General features: G+C 71.4%; 16 protein-coding genes. 6 read left to right on the top strand and 10 right to left on the bottom strand.

Features of this window, described 5'->3' with window-relative positions:
* Positions 1–19: 19 nt before the first annotated feature.
* Positions 20–463, bottom strand: coding sequence for a MarR family winged helix-turn-helix transcriptional regulator (locus tag ACWCO8_RS09515; RefSeq protein WP_451031754.1), 444 nt, complete (start codon positions 461–463; stop codon positions 20–22).
* A gap of 94 nt (positions 464–557) precedes the next feature.
* Between ACWCO8_RS09515 and ACWCO8_RS09510 the strand changes: the two genes are divergently transcribed.
* Complete coding sequence (locus tag ACWCO8_RS09510) at positions 558–2,393, top strand: ABC transporter ATP-binding protein (RefSeq protein ID WP_451031753.1); 1,836 nt, start codon at positions 558–560, stop codon at positions 2,391–2,393.
* 327 nt (positions 2,394–2,720) lie between these two features.
* Positions 2,721–3,587, top strand: coding sequence for an endolytic transglycosylase MltG (gene mltG / locus ACWCO8_RS09505; protein ID WP_451031752.1), 867 nt, complete (start codon positions 2,721–2,723; stop codon positions 3,585–3,587).
* 8 nt (positions 3,588–3,595) lie between these two features.
* Here the strand turns inward: mltG and ACWCO8_RS09500 are convergent, their stop codons facing one another.
* The 5 genes from ACWCO8_RS09500 to ACWCO8_RS09480 all read right to left on the bottom strand — a co-directional run bounded on the left by ACWCO8_RS09500 (position 3,596) and on the right by ACWCO8_RS09480 (position 8,669).
* Entirely contained in the window at positions 3,596–4,687 is a 1,092-nt protein-coding gene (locus tag ACWCO8_RS09500) for an NAD(P)-binding domain-containing protein (RefSeq protein ID WP_451031751.1), read from the bottom strand.
* Positions 4,688–4,817: 130 nt separating this feature from the next.
* Complete coding sequence (locus tag ACWCO8_RS09495) at positions 4,818–6,032, bottom strand: LLM class flavin-dependent oxidoreductase (RefSeq protein ID WP_451031750.1); 1,215 nt, start codon at positions 6,030–6,032, stop codon at positions 4,818–4,820.
* On the bottom strand, positions 6,029–7,063 hold the full coding sequence (locus ACWCO8_RS09490) for an ABC transporter substrate-binding protein (protein ID WP_451031749.1): 1,035 nt from the start codon (positions 7,061–7,063) through the stop codon (positions 6,029–6,031). The genes ACWCO8_RS09495 and ACWCO8_RS09490 overlap by 4 nt, the downstream gene beginning before the upstream one ends.
* 32 nt (positions 7,064–7,095) lie before the next feature.
* Entirely contained in the window at positions 7,096–7,830 is a 735-nt protein-coding gene (locus ACWCO8_RS09485) for an ABC transporter ATP-binding protein (RefSeq protein WP_451031748.1), read from the bottom strand.
* A complete protein-coding gene (locus ACWCO8_RS09480; RefSeq protein WP_451031747.1) occupies positions 7,803–8,669 on the bottom strand; it encodes an ABC transporter permease in 867 nt (288 codons plus the stop codon). Before ACWCO8_RS09480 ends, ACWCO8_RS09485 begins: the two co-directional genes overlap by 28 nt.
* Positions 8,670–8,969: 300 nt before the next feature.
* Between ACWCO8_RS09480 and ACWCO8_RS09475 the strand changes: the two genes are divergently transcribed.
* The 4 genes from ACWCO8_RS09475 (at position 8,970) to ACWCO8_RS09460 (ending at position 10,926) form a co-directional block, all read left to right on the top strand.
* The gene (locus ACWCO8_RS09475; protein ID WP_451031746.1) at positions 8,970–9,389 is read left to right on the top strand and encodes a secondary thiamine-phosphate synthase enzyme YjbQ; all 420 of its coding nucleotides are present in this window, start codon (positions 8,970–8,972) and stop codon (positions 9,387–9,389) included.
* On the top strand, positions 9,386–9,862 hold the full coding sequence (locus tag ACWCO8_RS09470) for a hypothetical protein (protein ID WP_451031745.1): 477 nt from the start codon (positions 9,386–9,388) through the stop codon (positions 9,860–9,862). Before ACWCO8_RS09475 ends, ACWCO8_RS09470 begins: the two co-directional genes overlap by 4 nt.
* A gap of 291 nt (positions 9,863–10,153) precedes the next feature.
* Positions 10,154–10,615: an Hsp20/alpha crystallin family protein gene (locus ACWCO8_RS09465; RefSeq protein ID WP_451031744.1), complete on the top strand. Its 462-nt coding sequence runs from the start codon at positions 10,154–10,156 to the stop codon at positions 10,613–10,615.
* The gene (locus ACWCO8_RS09460; RefSeq protein WP_451031743.1) at positions 10,612–10,926 is read left to right on the top strand and encodes a hypothetical protein; all 315 of its coding nucleotides are present in this window, start codon (positions 10,612–10,614) and stop codon (positions 10,924–10,926) included. The genes ACWCO8_RS09465 and ACWCO8_RS09460 overlap by 4 nt, the downstream gene beginning before the upstream one ends.
* Positions 10,927–11,157: 231 nt before the next feature.
* Here the strand turns inward: ACWCO8_RS09460 and ACWCO8_RS09455 are convergent, their stop codons facing one another.
* The 4 genes from ACWCO8_RS09455 to ACWCO8_RS09440 form a co-directional block, all read right to left on the bottom strand.
* Positions 11,158–11,829 carry a DUF4389 domain-containing protein gene (locus ACWCO8_RS09455; protein ID WP_451031742.1) on the bottom strand — a complete coding sequence of 224 codons (672 nt, stop codon included), beginning with the start codon at positions 11,827–11,829 and terminating at the stop codon, positions 11,158–11,160.
* A gap of 122 nt (positions 11,830–11,951) precedes the next feature.
* Positions 11,952–12,863, bottom strand: a complete 912-nt coding sequence (locus tag ACWCO8_RS09450) for a potassium channel family protein (protein ID WP_451031741.1) — start codon at positions 12,861–12,863, stop codon at positions 11,952–11,954.
* Between the two features lie 115 nt (positions 12,864–12,978).
* Positions 12,979–14,313, bottom strand: a complete 1,335-nt coding sequence (locus ACWCO8_RS09445) for a nicotinate phosphoribosyltransferase (protein WP_451031740.1) — start codon at positions 14,311–14,313, stop codon at positions 12,979–12,981.
* Positions 14,314–14,684: 371 nt separating this feature from the next.
* The gene (locus ACWCO8_RS09440) at positions 14,685–15,098 is read right to left on the bottom strand and encodes an MBL fold metallo-hydrolase RNA specificity domain-containing protein (protein ID WP_451031926.1); all 414 of its coding nucleotides are present in this window, start codon (positions 15,096–15,098) and stop codon (positions 14,685–14,687) included.
* Between the last annotated feature and the right edge of the window lie 294 nt (positions 15,099–15,392).

The raw sequence follows: 15,392 nt of genomic DNA, 5'->3' as shown, positions 1-15,392 counted from the left end.
GCTCCCGGCACCCGAGCGGTCAGCAGCGGCGCTCCGGCACGTGGTCGACCAGAGCGGACAGCAGACCTCCGAGCACCTCGCGCTGGTCGACGGTCAATGGAGCAAGAATGTCCTCTGCGGCCGCGCGACGCGCGCTGCGCAACGCGCGCAGCGTCTCCCGACCGGTGTCCGTCAGCTCGATCCTGATGACCCGTCGGTTCGTCGGATCGGCCACACGGCGGACCCGCCCCGCGGCCTCCAGACCGTCCACGAGACTAGTGACGGCCCGCGGGACCACCTCCAGGCGCTCGGCGAGATCGGCCATCCGGGGCGGCTGCTCGTAATGCGAGACCGTGCGCAGCAGCCGGGACTGGGCGGGGGTGATGCCGACCGGCTCGAGCAGCCGCTTCTGGCTGCGCTGCAGCCGGCGGGTGAGGCGGAGGAGCTGCTCGGCGAGGAGGCCGTCGGCGTCGGGGCTGTTCATGGGGGAACAATATCAGGACCTGGTTCATTGTGAGTATAGGTAACAGTGAGCTATGATCTGATCGTCCTGACCTCTCACACCGTCGTAGGAGCCCATGCGTATCCATGAAGAGTCCGAATGGACGCCCCCGCCCCGTGATGCCACGCAGCCGAAGGAGCCCGCCCAGACGCGGCGCATCCTGCGGCTCTTCCGTCCCTACCGCGGGCGGCTCGCGCTCGTCGGCCTGCTCGTCGGCGCCTCGTCGCTGGTGTCGGTGGCGTCACCTTTCCTGCTCAAGGAGATCCTCGACGTCGCGATCCCGCAGGGCCGCACCGGGCTGCTCAGCCTGCTCGCCCTCGGCATGATCGTCACCGCCGTGATGACCAGCGTCTTCGGCGTGCTCCAGACGCTGATCTCCACCACCGTCGGCCAGCGCGTGATGCACGACCTGCGCACCGCGGTCTACGGCCAGCTGCAGCGGATGCCGCTTGCCTTCTTCACCCGCACGCGCACCGGCGAGGTTCAGTCCCGGATCGCCAACGACATCGGCGGCATGCAGGCGACGGTCACCTCGACCGCCACCTCCCTCGTCTCGAACCTCACCGCCGTCGTCGCCACCGTCGTCGCGATGCTCGCGCTCGACTGGCGGCTCACCGTCGTCTCGCTGCTCCTGCTGCCGGTCTTCGTCTGGATCAGCCGCCGCGTCGGCCGCGAGCGCAAGAAGATCACCACGCAGCGGCAGAAGCAGATGGCCGTCATGGCCGCGACCGTCACCGAGTCGCTCTCCGTCAGCGGCATCCTCCTCGGCCGCACCATGGGCCGCTCCGACTCGCTGACCAGGTCCTTCGCCGAAGAGTCCGAGCGCCTCGTCGACCTCGAAGTGCGCTCCTCCATGGCCGGACGCTGGCGGATGTCCACCATCGGCATCGTCATGGCCGCCATGCCCGCGCTGATCTACTGGGCCGCGGGCCTCGCCCTCCAGACCGGCGGCCCCGCCATCTCGCTGGGCACCCTGGTCGCCTTCGTCTCGCTCCAGCAGGGCCTCTTCCGGCCGACCGTGAGCCTGCTCTCCACCGGCGTCCAGATGCAGACCTCGCTCGCGCTCTTCCAGCGGATCTTCGAATACCTCGACCTGCCCGTCTCCATCACCGAGCCCGCCGACCCGGTCCGGCTCCCGAAGATCAGCGGCGAGGTCACCTTCGAGAACGTGGACTTCCGCTACGACCCCGAGAACGCGGGCCGGCCCACGCTCGACGCCGTCGACCTGACCGTTCCGGCCGGCGGCAGCCTCGCCGTGGTCGGCCCCACCGGATCCGGCAAGTCCACGCTCAGCTACCTCGTCCCCCGGCTCTACGACGTGACCGGCGGCCGGGTCCTCCTCGACGGCGTCGACGTCCGCGAGCTCGACTTCGACACCCTCGCCCGCGCGGTCGGCGTGGTCTCCCAGGAGACGTACCTCTTCCACGCGTCGGTCGCCGACAACCTGCGCTTCGCCAAGCCCGACGCCACCGACGAGGAGATCCACGAGGCCGCCCGCGCCGCGCAGATCCACGACCACATCGCCGGCCTGCCCGACGGGTACGACACCCTCGTCGGCGAGCGCGGCTACCGCTTCTCGGGCGGCGAGAAGCAGCGCCTCGCCATCGCCCGCACCATCCTGCGCGACCCGCCCGTGCTCATCCTCGACGAGGCGACCAGCGCCCTGGACACCCGTACCGAACACGCCGTCCAGCAGGCCATCGACGCCCTCTCCGCCGGACGTACCACGATCACCATCGCCCACCGTCTCTCCACCGTCCGGGACGCCGATCAGATCGTGGTCCTCGACGCGGGCCGGATCGCCGAGCGCGGCACCCACGAGGAACTCCTCGCCCGCGACGGCCGGTACGCAGCCCTGGTGCGCAGAGACGAACACGCGAACGTGGGAGCGGTTGTTCCCCAGAACGTGTGATCGTTCCCGGATTCGTTGCTCAACTCCCTTGTGGCAGCTGATGATTACGGTGCGCAAGCGACGGGCTGCAGACCGCGACCGCGCACTGTCCCACAGATCCACTTTGCACAAGGAGAAGCACCACCATGAACGTCATCACCAACCTGCTCGCCGGCGTCTTCCACTTCCTGGGCTGGCTCGTCTGACGGCTGTTCCGTCCGACCCTTCCGCCCGGTTCGCCCGGCAGGAGAAAGCGGCGCCGTCGGTCCCCCGTCCCAGGGGGCCGGCGGCGCCGCCGCGTGTGCGGGGCTCCCCGGATTCGTGGGCGGGCCGGGTTAGCGTGCGCCCATGACGTACCGGTCCTGGCAGCCCGAACACCGTCGCCGGCCCCGGCTCACGCGGCGCGGCCGGATCGCCCTGCTCATCGGCGCCGCCGTCGCCGTGGCCGCGGCGATCACCGTCCCCCTGCTGCTGCTCCTCGGCGGCCAGGAGAAGCCCGCCCCCGAGAAACAGCGGACCCTCCTCATCCCCGAAGGCTGGCGGGCCGGACAGGTCTACACAGCCGTCGACCGCTCCCTCGGCCTCGCCGCGGGCACCACCCGCAAGGCCGCCGACACCCCGGCCACCCCCCTGGGTCTGCCGGGCGCCGCCGCGGGAAACCCCGAGGGGTACCTCTTCCCCGCGACCTATCCGGTCGTGTCGGCGACCACCCCGGAGAGCCTGCTCCGCTACATGGTCCAGACGGCCGGCAAGCGCTTCGGCGCCGAGCGCATCACCGCGGGCGCCCAGCGCAACGGCGTCAGCGTGCACCAGACGGTGATCATCGCGAGCATCGTCCAGGCGGAGGCCGACACCACCGAGGACATGGGCAAGGTCGCCCGGGTCGTCTACAACCGGCTCGCCCGGGGCATGGCGCTCCAGATGGACTCGACCCTGAACTACGCCCTGGGCCGTTCCACCGTGGACACCACGCACGCGGACACCAAGATCGAGAGCCCCTTCAACACCTACGAGCGCACCGGCCTCCCGCCCACCCCGATCGGGAACCCGGGGGAGCAGGCGATGACGGCCGCCATCGAACCGGCCAAGGGCGACTGGCTGTACTTCGTGACCGTGCAGCCGGGGGACACCCGGTTCACCGCCGACTACGCCGAACACCAGAGGAACGTCGAGGAGTTCAACCTCGTTCGCCGTGCGGCCAGGGGAGAGGGCTGATCCGCGTCTTACGGTACGGCCACTGGCTCCGGCTGCCGCTCCAGGAGGCGGCGGATCTCGGTGACGGCCGCGCGCCCGGCCCGGTTGGCGCCGATCGTCGAGGCCGAAGGCCCGTACCCGACGAGATGGACGCGCTCGTCCCGTACCGCCCGCGTCCCCTCCACCTGGATGCCGCCGCCCGACTCGCGGAGGCGGAGCGGGGCCAGGTGGTCGATCGCGGCGCGGAAGCCGGTGGCCCAGAGGATCACGTCGGCGTCGACGGTCCGGCCGTCGGCCCAGGCCACACCGGTCGGGGTGATGCGGTCGAACATGGGGTTCCGGTCGAGGACACCGCTTCGGCGGGCCTCGCGGATGGCGTCGGTGAGCGGCAGGCCCGTGACGGAGACGACGCTCTGCGGCGGCAGCCCCTTCCGTACCCGCTCCTCGACCAGCGCGACCGCCGCCCGGCCGACCGTCTCGTCGAACGGGCCCTCGCGGTAGACGGGCTCGCGCCGCGTCACCCAGGTGGTCTCCGCCGCGACCTCGGCGATCTCCATCAGGTGCTGGGTCCCGGACGCTCCGCCGCCCACGACAATCACCCGCTGACCTGCGAACTCCTCGGGCCCCGGGTAGTTCGCGGTGTGCAGCTGACGGCCGCGGAAGGTCTCCTGGCCCGGGTAGCGGGGCCAGAAGGGGCGGTCCCAGGTGCCGGTCGCGTTGATCAGCGAGCGGGTGGCGTACGTCCCCTCCGAGGTCTCCACGAGCAGCCGGCCGCCCTCGCCCTCACGGACGGCGCGCACCTCCACCGGTCGGTGGACGCGCAGGTCGAAGCGGTCCTCGTACGCCGCGAAGTACGCGCCGATCACCTCGGACGAGGGCCGGCGGTCGTCGGCGCCGGTCAGCTCCATGCCGGGCAGCGCGTGCATGCCGTGGACCTTGCCGTACGTGAGCGAGGGCCAGCGGAACTGCCAGGCGCCGCCGGGGCGCGGGGCGTGGTCGACGACGACGAAGTCCCGGTCGGGGACCAGGCCGGTGCGGCGCAGGTGGTAGGCGGCGGAGAGCCCGGCCTGGCCCGCACCGATGACGACCACGTCCACGTCTCGTACCCCGAAATCGTTCACGATTCCACTAACCGTGGAGGGGCCGAGGATCTTCCCGCCCTCGTCGCTGCCGCGGGCGGTGCCCGGTGTCCCCCACCCCAGAAGGGGACACCGGGCACCGCGTCTCTCACCCGCCGTCCACCGCTCGGCGCTACCGCCCGCCGCCCGCCAGGAGCAGCGGGGCGCCGCCGGGCGCGGACGCCGGGCGCCCGTTGGCGGCCGGCACGCCGAGCAGCGGTGACGCGGGGATCCTCGGCAGGAGACCGCGCGCCGCGAGTTCGGGGGTCACGCCCTCCCCGAACCAGTACGCCTCCTCCAGATGCGGGTAGCCGGAGAGCACGAAGTGCTCCACCCCGAGGTCGTGGTACTCCTCGATCCGGTCGGCCACATCGGCGTGGCTGCCCACGAGCGCGGTGCCGGCCCCACCCCGTACGAGACCGACGCCCGCCCACAGGTTCGGCGCGATCTCCAGCTTGTCCCGGTCGAGCGAGCCGCCGCCGTGCAGCGCCAGCATCCGCTGCTGACCGACCGACTCGCTGCGGCCGAGCGTCTGCTGCGCGGCCGCGATCGTCTCCGCGTCGAGGTCGGACAGCAGCCGGTCCGCCACCGTCCACGCCTCGCGTGCGGAGTCCCGGGAGATGGTGTGCAGCCGGATGCCGAACCGCACCTCGCGTCCGCGCTCCTCGGCGAGCTTCCGGATCCAGTCGATCTTCTCCTTGACCTGCCACGGCGGCTCGCCCCAGGTCAGATACACGTCCGCGTGCTCCGCCGCGACCGGCCCGGCCGCCGCCGACGAGCCACCGAAGAAGATCTCCGGCAGGGGGTCCGGCGGCAGGGCGGTCAGCGCGCCCTCCACCTGGTAGTGCTCGCCCTCGAAGTCGTACGGCTGCCCGGTCCACGCCCCGCGCACGACCTTCAGGAACTCGGCCGTGCGGGCATAGCGCCGGTCGTGGTCAAGGTGGTCGCCGAAGCGCCGCTGCTCCACCGAGTCGCCGCCCGTCACGACGTTGAGCAGCAGCCGCCCCCGAGTGATCCGCTGATACGTGGCGGCCATCTGTGCCGCGAGGACGGGCGAGATCACGCCAGGACGGAACGCCACCAGGAACTTGAGTCGCTCGGTGTGCTGGGCGAGCGCCGCCGTCGTCAGCCAGGCGTCCTCGCACCATGTGCCGGTCGGGGTCAGGACGGCCTCGAAGCCCAACTGCTCGGCGGCTTTGGCGATCTGGGTCAGATAGTCGATGTCGGGGGCGCGTACGCCGGTCACGGCACGGGACCGGGTGATGCCGCCGTCGGTGTAGGCGTGCCGGTCGACGAGCGTACGGCCGTCGCCGCCGGTCGGCAGGAACCAGTGCAGATGGACGGTCATGAGGTGGATCCCTTTCCGTAGCCGCGCGGCGCGGTGGTGGACGGCGGCAGGTTCTTGTTGAAGCGGGTGTCGACGTAGTCGGCGAAGTCGAACTTCCGTGGGATCAGCTTCAGTTCGGCGAAGGTGTCGGCGATCGCCTGCTCGGAGGCGATGGCCTCCTTGTCGAGCGCGACCGCGATCCGGGTGCCGCTGCTGCGCTTCACGGCGGCGAGCGCCACCTCGTAGGGCAGCCCGGTCTCCTTCGCCCACACCTTGGCCCAGACGTCCGGGTGGTCGTAGACCCAGTCCTGGGCGCGCCGCAGCCGGTCGATGAAGTCGCCGATCGCGGCGGCCTTCTCCTTGTCGGCGAGCGCGGCGGGCGAGGCGACCGAGAATCCGAGCCCGTTGACCACGCCCCGGCCGTCGGTCAGGATCCGCGCCTTGCCGTTGGCGAGGACCTGCGAGGTGTACGGGTCCCAGACGGCCCACGCGTCGACCTTGCCGCTGGTGAACGCGGCGAGCGCGTCGGCGGGCTGGAGCAGGGTCACCTTGATGTCGTCGAGCGTGAGCCCCGCCTGCTTGAGCGAGGCGACCAACTGGTAGTGGGCGGAGCTGCCTTGGGCGACGGCGACCGTACGGCCCTTCAGCTCCTTGGGGGTGCGGATCGGCGAATCCTTCGGCACGAGGATCGCCTCGCCGGCCGAGTCGCTGTGCGTGGCGGCGACCACGGTGATCTTCGAGTCGGCGCCGGCGGCGAACACGGGCGGGGTGTTGCCGACCGAACCGATGTCGACGGCCTTGGCGTTGACCGCCTCCAGGAGCGGTGGTCCGGAGGTGAAGGTCGACCACTGGATGCGGTAGGGCAGATCGTCGAGTTCGCCGGCCGCCCGCAGGACGGCCTCCGAACCACCCTTCTGGTCGCCGACGTTGAGGACGACGGAGCCCTTGCCGTCGGAGTTGGATCCCGAGTCGGCTGACGAGGGGGAGGAGCAGGCGGAGGCGAGCAGCGCGAGGGGAAGGAGGAGGACGGCGGGCAGGAGTGAGCGCTTCATGGAGGTCTCTCGGGTCTCTCGGGTCGCGGAGGTCAGGCGGCTTGGTGGACGGCGGGGAGCTCGGCCTCGACGCCGAGCTCGGCGAGGAGACGGGAGCGCAGGGCTGCGAAGGCGGGGTCGCCGGCGGCGCGGGGGCGGTCGAGGGCGACGGGCGTGTCGTACGCGATGACGCCGTCCCGCATCACCAGGGCGCGGTCGGCGAGGAGTAGCGCCTCGTCGACGTCGTGCGTCACGAGGAGGACCGCGCACCCACGCCGCTGCCACAACTCGGCTACCAGACGCTGGGCCTTGATTCGGGTGAGCGCGTCGAGGGCCCCGAACGGCTCGTCGAGCAGCAGGAGGTCGGGTTCCCGGACGAGGGCGCGGGCGAGCGAGGCGCGCTGGGCCTCACCGCCGGACAGGGTCTTGGGCCAGGCGCCCGAGCGATGGCTGAGCCCGACCTCTTCCAACGCCCTTTCGGCGACGGACCGTTCGGGCCTGCCGGGCAGCCCGAGGAGCACGTTGCGCCACACCCGCTTCCACGGCATCAGACGGGGCGCCTGGAAGGCGACCGCCCGGCGCCGGGGCACGAGGACGGTCCCGGAGATCTCCCGGTCGAGCCCCGCGAGGACCCGAAGCAACGTGGACTTGCCGCAGCCGCTGTGTCCGAGGAGCGCGGTGAACTCGCCCGCCCGCAGGGTCAGATCGAGGTCGTCGATGACGGGACGGCCGTCGAAGGAGCGGGTCAGCCCCTCGACGGTCACTGCCCGGTGAAGGTCGGTCGCCATTGCAGCAGCAGCCTTTCGAGAGTACGGACGACGGCGTCGGCCAGCAGGCCGAGGAAGGCGTAGACGACGAGGCAGACGACGATGACGTCGGTACGGAAGAACTCCCGCGCCTGGTTCATCAGGAAGCCGATGCCGGCGTCGGCGTTGATCGACTCCCCGAAGACGAGCGCGAGCCACGCGGTCGCGAGGGAGTACCGCAGCCCGGTCATGGCGCCCGGCAGCGCCCCGGGCAGCACCACGTGCCGGATCAGCCCCCAGCGTTTGAGCCCCAACGACTCCCCGGCCTCGACCAGTTGGGCGTCGACGCCCCGGATGCCGGCGTACACGTTCAGATACAGATGGAAGGCGACACCGAGCGCGATGAGCGCCACCTTGGGCGCCTCACCGATGCCCAGCCAGATGATGAACAGCGGGATGAGCCCCACCCAGGGGACGGTCCGCAGCATCTGCACGGTCGCGTCGACGAGATCCTCGCCGAGCCGCGAGAGCCCCGAGACCAGCGCGAGCGACACCCCGATCGTGCCGCCCAACAGCAGCCCGACGGCGACGCGTTGGAGCGAGACGCCCATGGCGTGCGGCAGGGTGCCGTCGGCGATCAGCTCTCCACCGGCGCGGGCGATGGTCCCGGGGGAGGCGAGCACGTCGGCGGGCAGAACGCCGGCCGAACTGAGCACCTGCCAGGTGACGAGCAACAGCAGGGGCCCGACGGCCCGCCGCAACCAGCGCGGCGTGCGCGCGAGCCACCCGGAACCGCCGCGAGCGTCGGGGGTCACCTCCTCAAGTGGCGAAACAGGGGATATGTCCGGCAGTGAAGCGGGCGGGGCATGGCCGACCGTCATGAGGTCACTCCGCAGGGAGGAAAAGGGAGGGGAGACGAATGAGTACGCGTCAGCGCCCGCGCACGCGCCGGAAACGGCGGGCGACGAGGGGGGTCAGCGCGGAGAACTCAGGGTGTGAGAGGGCGTCAGCAGCCGCGACGACACGCGGCGGAGGCCACCCGCAGCAGGTCGATGTGACCGCGCGTGGTGAGCAGGGCTGTACGCAACATGGCGCGAACGTAGCGACTCGTTCCGGTGGCGGTCAACGCCGTCTCGGAGCGTGGACGCGCCGTCCCGCGCTGTGAGCGGCAGGATGGCCCCATGTCGACCTTCAGCACCCGCGTCCTGACGCTCACCACCGGCTCCTCGGAGACGGTCACCGACCTGACCCGAGCCTGCGCGGACTTCCTCACCGAGACCGCCCCGGCCCAGGACGGCCTCCTCAACCTCTTCGTCCCCCACGCCACGGCCGGCCTGGCCATCCTCGAAACCGGCGCGGGCAGCGACACCGACCTCCTGACGGCGCTCCACCACCTCCTCCCGGCCGACGACCGCTGGCAACACCGCCACGGCTCCCCGGGCCACGGCCGCGACCACGTCCTCCCCGCCCTGGTCCCACCCCACGCGACCCTCCCGGTCCTGGGCGGCCGCCTGGAGCTGGGCACCTGGCAGTCGATCTGTCTCGTCGACACGAACAAGGACAACCCGGAGCGTCAGGTGCGGCTGAGCTTCCTCGGTTGATCGAGCCGATCAAACTGGGACGCGGTGTCGGCGAGCGCGGTCGGCCGACGGGGACGCGTTCGCCGCGCTGGCCCCTGCGTATCCGCGCGGAGTCGGCGATCGTGAACGCGGAGGACCTCGTCCGGAAACTGCACCACGGTCTGCGGACCGTGACGGAACGTGTGAACGGTGTGCCGGCGACCGTGCTGCGCGACATGGCGGAGCACTCCGCACTCGTCGTCGTCGGCTCGCGTCGTCTCGGCAGGGCGGGCGAGATATTCGGTGAGAGCTCCGTGGTCGTCCCGCTCACGGCGCGGGCCCGCTCTCCCGTCGTCGTGGTCCGCGCACCTGAGCACACCGCCGTGCACCCACCGACCCTCGTTGTCGGCGTGGACGGAAGCGAGTCCTCACGGGCCGCGGTCGCCTTCGCGGTCGAGGAGGCGAGCCTGCGAGAGGCGCGCCTGCGTGCCGTCCGTCCCCCTCCCGCAGCGTGAGCGTCGGATCGGCGATCCAGGTTGGGCTGACCGGTCCCGTTCCGGTACGACCGACAGGATCGGCCGCTGACACCACCGAAAGAGCTGCGGGGCCATGGGCCGGTCGGTCCCCTCCCGGTGCGGCCCGTTCGGCCCCATCGGACAGCCCCCTTGGCCACTGCGCCACGCGACCTCGCGGGCGGACGATGGGGCTAGGGAGTCGGACCGGGCTCCACGACCCGATCCGCCGCCTGTCCGCACGACTCGGGTCCACGGCGACCGGCCTGGGCCCTGTACACGAGGAGCAGAACAATGGCCGGAGGCAAGGTGGAACGCAGGCGCAGCCTCTTCCCCGATTTCAACGACTGGTTCAACCGGGAGTTCCCCGGCGTGCCCGGGTGGCGACCCGCGTCGGCCGCCCACTCCATCCCGGTCGAGATGACCAGCGGCGACGGCGTGTACGTGCTGCGAGCCGAGCTGCCGGGCATGGACCCGGACGAGGACATCTCGATCACCGTCGACGACAACCTCATCACGGTGAGCGCGGAGCACAGCGAGACCAAGGAGGACAAGGAGCACTCGGAGTTCCGCTACGGATCGTTCCGCAGGACCGTGCGCCTCCCGGCCACGATCCCCGCCGACGACGTCGAGGCGTCGTACGCGGACGGCATCCTCGCCATCCGTGTCCCGATGCCCGATGAGGAGGAGACCAACGCCGTACGGACCATTCAGGTGAAGCGGACCGCCAGGCCGGCCCAGGGAGCCCGATCATGAACCCCAAGCGCGTCCTGGTCGCCTACGGCAGCAAGGCCGGCGCGACCGCCGGAATCGCCGAAGAGATCGGCCGGACGCTCCGGGAGGACGGCTTCGACGCGGTCGTCCCGCCCGTACGAGGAGTGGCCCGGCGGATGAGGAAGCTCGGTGCTCGCGGGCACATGACCTTCGGTGGATCCATGTCCGCCGAGACGTCGGACCCGGTCGTCCGGCACCTGGTGAGTCGTGGAAAGGGCGGCGACTTCCGCAATCCGGAACGTATCCGGGAATGGGCGCACCACATCGGAACGGAACTCGGCGCCGCCCGCTGACCGGTGTCGTGGATCCATCGGCCGGCCACCCCCAACGATCTCGACGCCCACCGTCACCAGGTCCGGGCCACCACCACCGGGCCGGCCCAGGAACCGTCCGTCGCCGCCCGGTACGGCGCGAACCCGCAGTCCCTCGCACCCGCGGTGGGGGAACAACCCGAGAACGTCCGCCGGCCCGGGCCCGTACATGTCCCTGCGACCCCAGTGACCCGACGCCGGGCGACGTGACCGTCAGCTGCTGTCCGCGGCGCGTTCGGTCCCGGCGGTCTCCGTACCGCCCTGGTCGAGGCGGAAGGGCGGGTAGGCGTCCGTCATGAGGCTCGCGTAGGCGGCGACGCGCAGGACCCAGCGGTTCAGTCCGACGATCAGGACGAACAGGTCGCGCGGATAGCGCTCGGTGAAGGCGAGGGCGAAGGCCGCGATGAGCGCCAACAGAGTGATGAGTCCGCCGCTCCACCATCCTGCGTGCATGCCGCTGGTGAAGAAGGCGACCACAAGGTACTGGGGGATGGCGAGCAGCCACCACTTGACCAGCACCAGCGAGCGCGACAGCCGCTCCGGGTAGGCGATGTCCAGACGGGCCGGGTAGTCGGGCTCGGGGCCCAGGCTGAAGGGCGGGTAGCGGTCTGTGCCCAGGGCGCCGTACGAGTAGTACGACACGCGCCAGGACCAGCGGAGCACGCCGAGGTTGAAGTCGAACAGGCCCCGGGGGAAGCGTTCGGTGAAGAGGATGGCGAAGAACGCGATCACCGTCACGACGAGGAAGGCGATCCAGAGGAAGAGCAGCACGATCCAGTGGGGGAGCACCAGGATCCACTTGACCAGCCACAGCCAGCGGGACAGCCGGCTGTCGAGTTCGGCGGATACCGCCACGGGACTGTGCGGGGTGCGGGGGGTTTCCATGACCGTCACTTCCTCGACAGGTCGTCGTCTTCGTACCTGAGCCGGTCGACGCCCTCCACGACACCGTCGACGTTGTTGCACAGCCTGCCTTTCTCGCGCGTTCGACCGGCGGCCCTCACTGTTCAGGATCGCCCGGATCCGTCGTCCTGGGGAGGGCCGTCCGGCCCCTGGCGCTGCCCGTGGTCGTCGGCATAGGAGGCGAACACCCGCTCTGGCCCCTCGCCCGTGTGCAGGAAGCGCTCGTCGAGCACGACGGCCAGGTCTTCCAGTGCCCAGCGCAGGACCGACTCGGAGAGCCTGACGTCCGGGTGATGCGCCCGGGTGGCCTGGTCCGCGAGGCCGACGGCATACGGCAGCTGCCGGGGCAGGGACGTGTTCTCGTTCCCGTCGTGGAAGTAGTACGACTCGGCGTACTGCTGGAAGTCGACCGTGAGGGTGGAGAGGGCCGAGGCGAGGCCGTCGAGGAGCGCCGCACCCCCGGCGGAGTCGAGCGCCTGGGCGGTGGCCCGGCTTCGGCGCACGTGCGACAGCCGCAGGGCCAGCGCTCTGCGGCTGGCCAGGGCCGGGTAGATGCCGAGGATCCAGGCGACGGTCGCCGACAGCAGGACGAAGCCCACGAGGGCCTCGACGGGGGCGAACACGCGCAGCCAGCCGGATGTCGGCGCGATGTCGCCGAGGCCGAGCGTGGCCAAGGTGACCAGCGAGACGTAGAGGGCGTCGAGCGGGCCCGCGTGTTCGGACGGGACGAGCCCGGCCGCGTACGAGAAGTCCTCCGGCATGTGGGGCCAGTAGATGAGAGCCCATCCCACGGCCACGGTCAGCGCCCACGTGGCGAAGACGGTCACCATGCCGAGCGGGCCCGCGAGACCGGCGGGCCGCCACCTCGTGCCGAGGCGGGCGGACAGCCGCCACATGGACGTCATCACCAGTCTGCTCAGACCTCCGTGACGGGTCGGGTGCCAGAGCGTGTGGAACACGTCCCGGAGGATGAACAGCACCAGGACAGCGCCCGCGGGCGTCGCAAGCCACGACATCCCGACACTGTTCCCACGAGCGGCGACGGAGTCCCGCCCCCGGCTTCGATCTCAGCCCGGTGGCGGTGCCTGCTCGCCCCTTCGGGCGCGCTGCCACTGCGGCGTGACGCCGGTGCTACCGCCCGTCGCGCGTCCGCTCCTCGAGCCTGTGCCGCACGACTGCGGTGAGGGCCGTCAGCCGGGTCGACACCACCGGCGACGGCGGCACCGGATCCTCGATGCGCCGGGCCTCCTCCGGCAGTGCTTCGACGTCGGCCTCGAAGCGGGCGCGGGCGGCGTCCAGGGTGTCGGGCGGCACGGTGCGGAGCCCGCCGCGCATCACGGTCCTCAGCAGCGGCTGCTTGCCTTCGGGCGGTTCCTCGTGCGCCAGGGCGATGACATCGTGGAGGCCGACGCCGCGAAAGACCTGCTTCGGGCCCGGAGCAGTCACCTTCGCCGACGAGAGCTTCATGACGGGTCGCCCGTCGTACTCGACCAGCTTGTACGCCGCGTCCAGGTAGGGCGCGTCGGCGGCCGTGCCGAGCTTCGTCCCCACGGCGAAGACATCGATGGGCGCCCCGCTCCGTACGAGTGTGGCGATGGAGTACTCGTCCAGGCCGCCGCTCGCGATGATGCGCACGTCCCCGAGTCCCGCCTCGTCGAGTGCGGTACGGGCCCGGCGGGCGAGCGAGCCCAGGTCGCCGCTGTCGAGCCGGACCGCGCAGGCCGGACCGAGCCCGAGGTCTGTGAGGACGCGTGCGGCGGTCGCGACGCCGCGGTCGGTGTCGTAGGTGTCGACAAGGAAGGTCACCGGGCCCGGATGGGTGCGGGCGAAGGCCCGGAACGCCTCCTCCTCGGAGCTGAAGGTCTCGATGTAGGAGTGGGCCATGGTGCCGACTGCCGGGATACCGAACCGGTTCGCTGCGGCGACGTTGCTCGTGCCGGCGAAGCCGACCAGCGCGCACAGGCGCGCCGCCTGCATGCCGGCCTCGGGCCCGTGGGTGCGGCGCAGCGAGAAGTCCACCAGGGGCCGCCCGCCGCCGCCGAGCACACACCGTGCCGCCTTCGACGCGACCGTCGTCTGATGGCAGAGGAGCGACAGCAGGTACGTCTCCACGAGTTGAGCCTGCGCCAGCGGTGCGGTGACCTCCAGGAGCGGCTCACCCGCGAGGACGAGCCGTCCTTCGGGCACAGCGCGGACCTGGCCGTCGAAGGACAGACCATGGAGCGGTTCCAGGTCCTCGATCGGCCGCCGCAGCGCCTCGGCGAACTCCAGGACGTCGGAGCGGCCCACCCGGAACCGGGAAAGGTAGTCGAGGGCCGGTTCGAGCCCCGCCGCGACGAGGAACCCGCGGCCCGGGGGGAGATCGCGGACGAAGAGACTGAAGGTGGCCGGTGCCCGCATGCCCTCCCGCAGGTACGAGAGCGCCATCGTGACCTCGTACAGGTCCGTGCTGGTCACCTGAGACATACTTCGAGCATGCGCGGCGGCCCCGTGAACCGCACGGGAACGGCCGGACACGGCTACGTCCGGCTCTTGGCGGTGGGTGCGCACCGTACGTCCACCACGCCTTCGACGGCGCGGGCCAGGCGGGCCGCGAGATCCTCGTCCGGACGGTGACAGCGGGCGAGGTCGTCAGGTCCTCGGCCCGGCGGGAACCCGCCTTGGCCGTGGCGTCGAGCCGGCGCATCTGTTCGACGAGACCGAGGGCGTGGTCATGGAACTCCTCCTTGAGGAGCAGATCGGCCTCGGAGACCACCCCGACGACGCGGCTTTCTCCCTCGACGACCGGTACGGCCGTCACCTTCCACCGCTTCATGGCGGCGACGATCTCCTTGAACTCAGCGGACCAGGACACTCTCACCGGAGCGGGGGACGACGGCCGTCCAGCCCAGCTCGCCGTCGATGCGGTCGCGCAGGGCCTCGGAAGCGGCCGGTTCGCCGTGGACGAGGTACGTGGTGTGCGGGGGAGGGGAGCCGCGCAGCCAGTCGATGATCTGTACGGCGTCGGCATGGGCCGAGAAGTGGGGGACGTCGGCGACCTCGGCCCGTACGGGCACGTACTCGCCGAACATCTTGAGCGCCCGTGCTCCGTCCACCAGGTCACGCGCCCGGGTGCCGGCTGCGGCGAAGCCGACCACGACGACCGCGTTGCGCGGGTCGGGGAGCAGCCGGTGGAGGTGGTGCAGGACGCGGCCACCGGTGGCCATCCCGGCCGAGGAGACGATGACGGCGGGTCCTCGAGCGCTGTTGATGTCGATGGACTCCTGGACCGTTCTGGCGGCGAGGAACGGCTCGGGCTCAGCGCGGCCTCTCCACGGGCGAGGATCTCCGGCCGCAGTTCGGCGGAGCGCCCCCGTACGGCGTCCCGGTAGACGTCGAGGGCCGCCAGCGCCATGGGGCTGTCCACATACACGGGGACCGAGCGGGGCAGGGCGCCCGTTTCGCGAAGCCGGGTCAGTTCATGCAGGACGACCTCGGTGCGGTCGATCGCGAAGGCGGGAATCACCACGGTGCCGTGGCGAGCCAGGGCGCGCTCGATCACGGAG

The sequence above is a fragment of the Streptomyces sp. NPDC001927 genome (assembly GCF_053594455.1).
The sequence above is the reverse complement of the archived record's forward strand: the minus strand, read 5'-3'. Positions and strand labels throughout refer to the sequence as shown.

Excerpts from the sequence above, each read along its gene's own strand:
- ACWCO8_RS09515 (WP_451031754.1), bottom strand. The coding sequence starts at position 463 with ATGAACAGCCCCGACGCCGACGGCCTCCTCGCCGAGCAGCTCCTCCGC.
- ACWCO8_RS09510 (WP_451031753.1), top strand. The coding sequence starts at position 558 with ATGCGTATCCATGAAGAGTCCGAATGGACGCCCCCGCCCCGTGATGCC.
- mltG (WP_451031752.1), top strand. The coding sequence starts at position 2,721 with ATGACGTACCGGTCCTGGCAGCCCGAACACCGTCGCCGGCCCCGGCTC.
- ACWCO8_RS09495 (WP_451031750.1), bottom strand. The coding sequence starts at position 6,032 with ATGACCGTCCATCTGCACTGGTTCCTGCCGACCGGCGGCGACGGCCGT.
- ACWCO8_RS09490 (WP_451031749.1), bottom strand. The coding sequence starts at position 7,063 with ATGAAGCGCTCACTCCTGCCCGCCGTCCTCCTCCTTCCCCTCGCGCTG.
- ACWCO8_RS09485 (WP_451031748.1), bottom strand. The coding sequence starts at position 7,830 with ATGGCGACCGACCTTCACCGGGCAGTGACCGTCGAGGGGCTGACCCGC.
- ACWCO8_RS09480 (WP_451031747.1), bottom strand. The coding sequence starts at position 8,669 with ATGACGGTCGGCCATGCCCCGCCCGCTTCACTGCCGGACATATCCCCT.
- ACWCO8_RS09475 (WP_451031746.1), top strand. The coding sequence starts at position 8,970 with ATGTCGACCTTCAGCACCCGCGTCCTGACGCTCACCACCGGCTCCTCG.
- ACWCO8_RS09465 (WP_451031744.1), top strand. The coding sequence starts at position 10,154 with ATGGCCGGAGGCAAGGTGGAACGCAGGCGCAGCCTCTTCCCCGATTTC.
- ACWCO8_RS09460 (WP_451031743.1), top strand. The coding sequence starts at position 10,612 with ATGAACCCCAAGCGCGTCCTGGTCGCCTACGGCAGCAAGGCCGGCGCG.
- ACWCO8_RS09455 (WP_451031742.1), bottom strand. The coding sequence starts at position 11,829 with ATGGAAACCCCCCGCACCCCGCACAGTCCCGTGGCGGTATCCGCCGAA.
- ACWCO8_RS09450 (WP_451031741.1), bottom strand. The coding sequence starts at position 12,863 with ATGTCGTGGCTTGCGACGCCCGCGGGCGCTGTCCTGGTGCTGTTCATC.
- ACWCO8_RS09445 (WP_451031740.1), bottom strand. The coding sequence starts at position 14,313 with ATGTCTCAGGTGACCAGCACGGACCTGTACGAGGTCACGATGGCGCTC.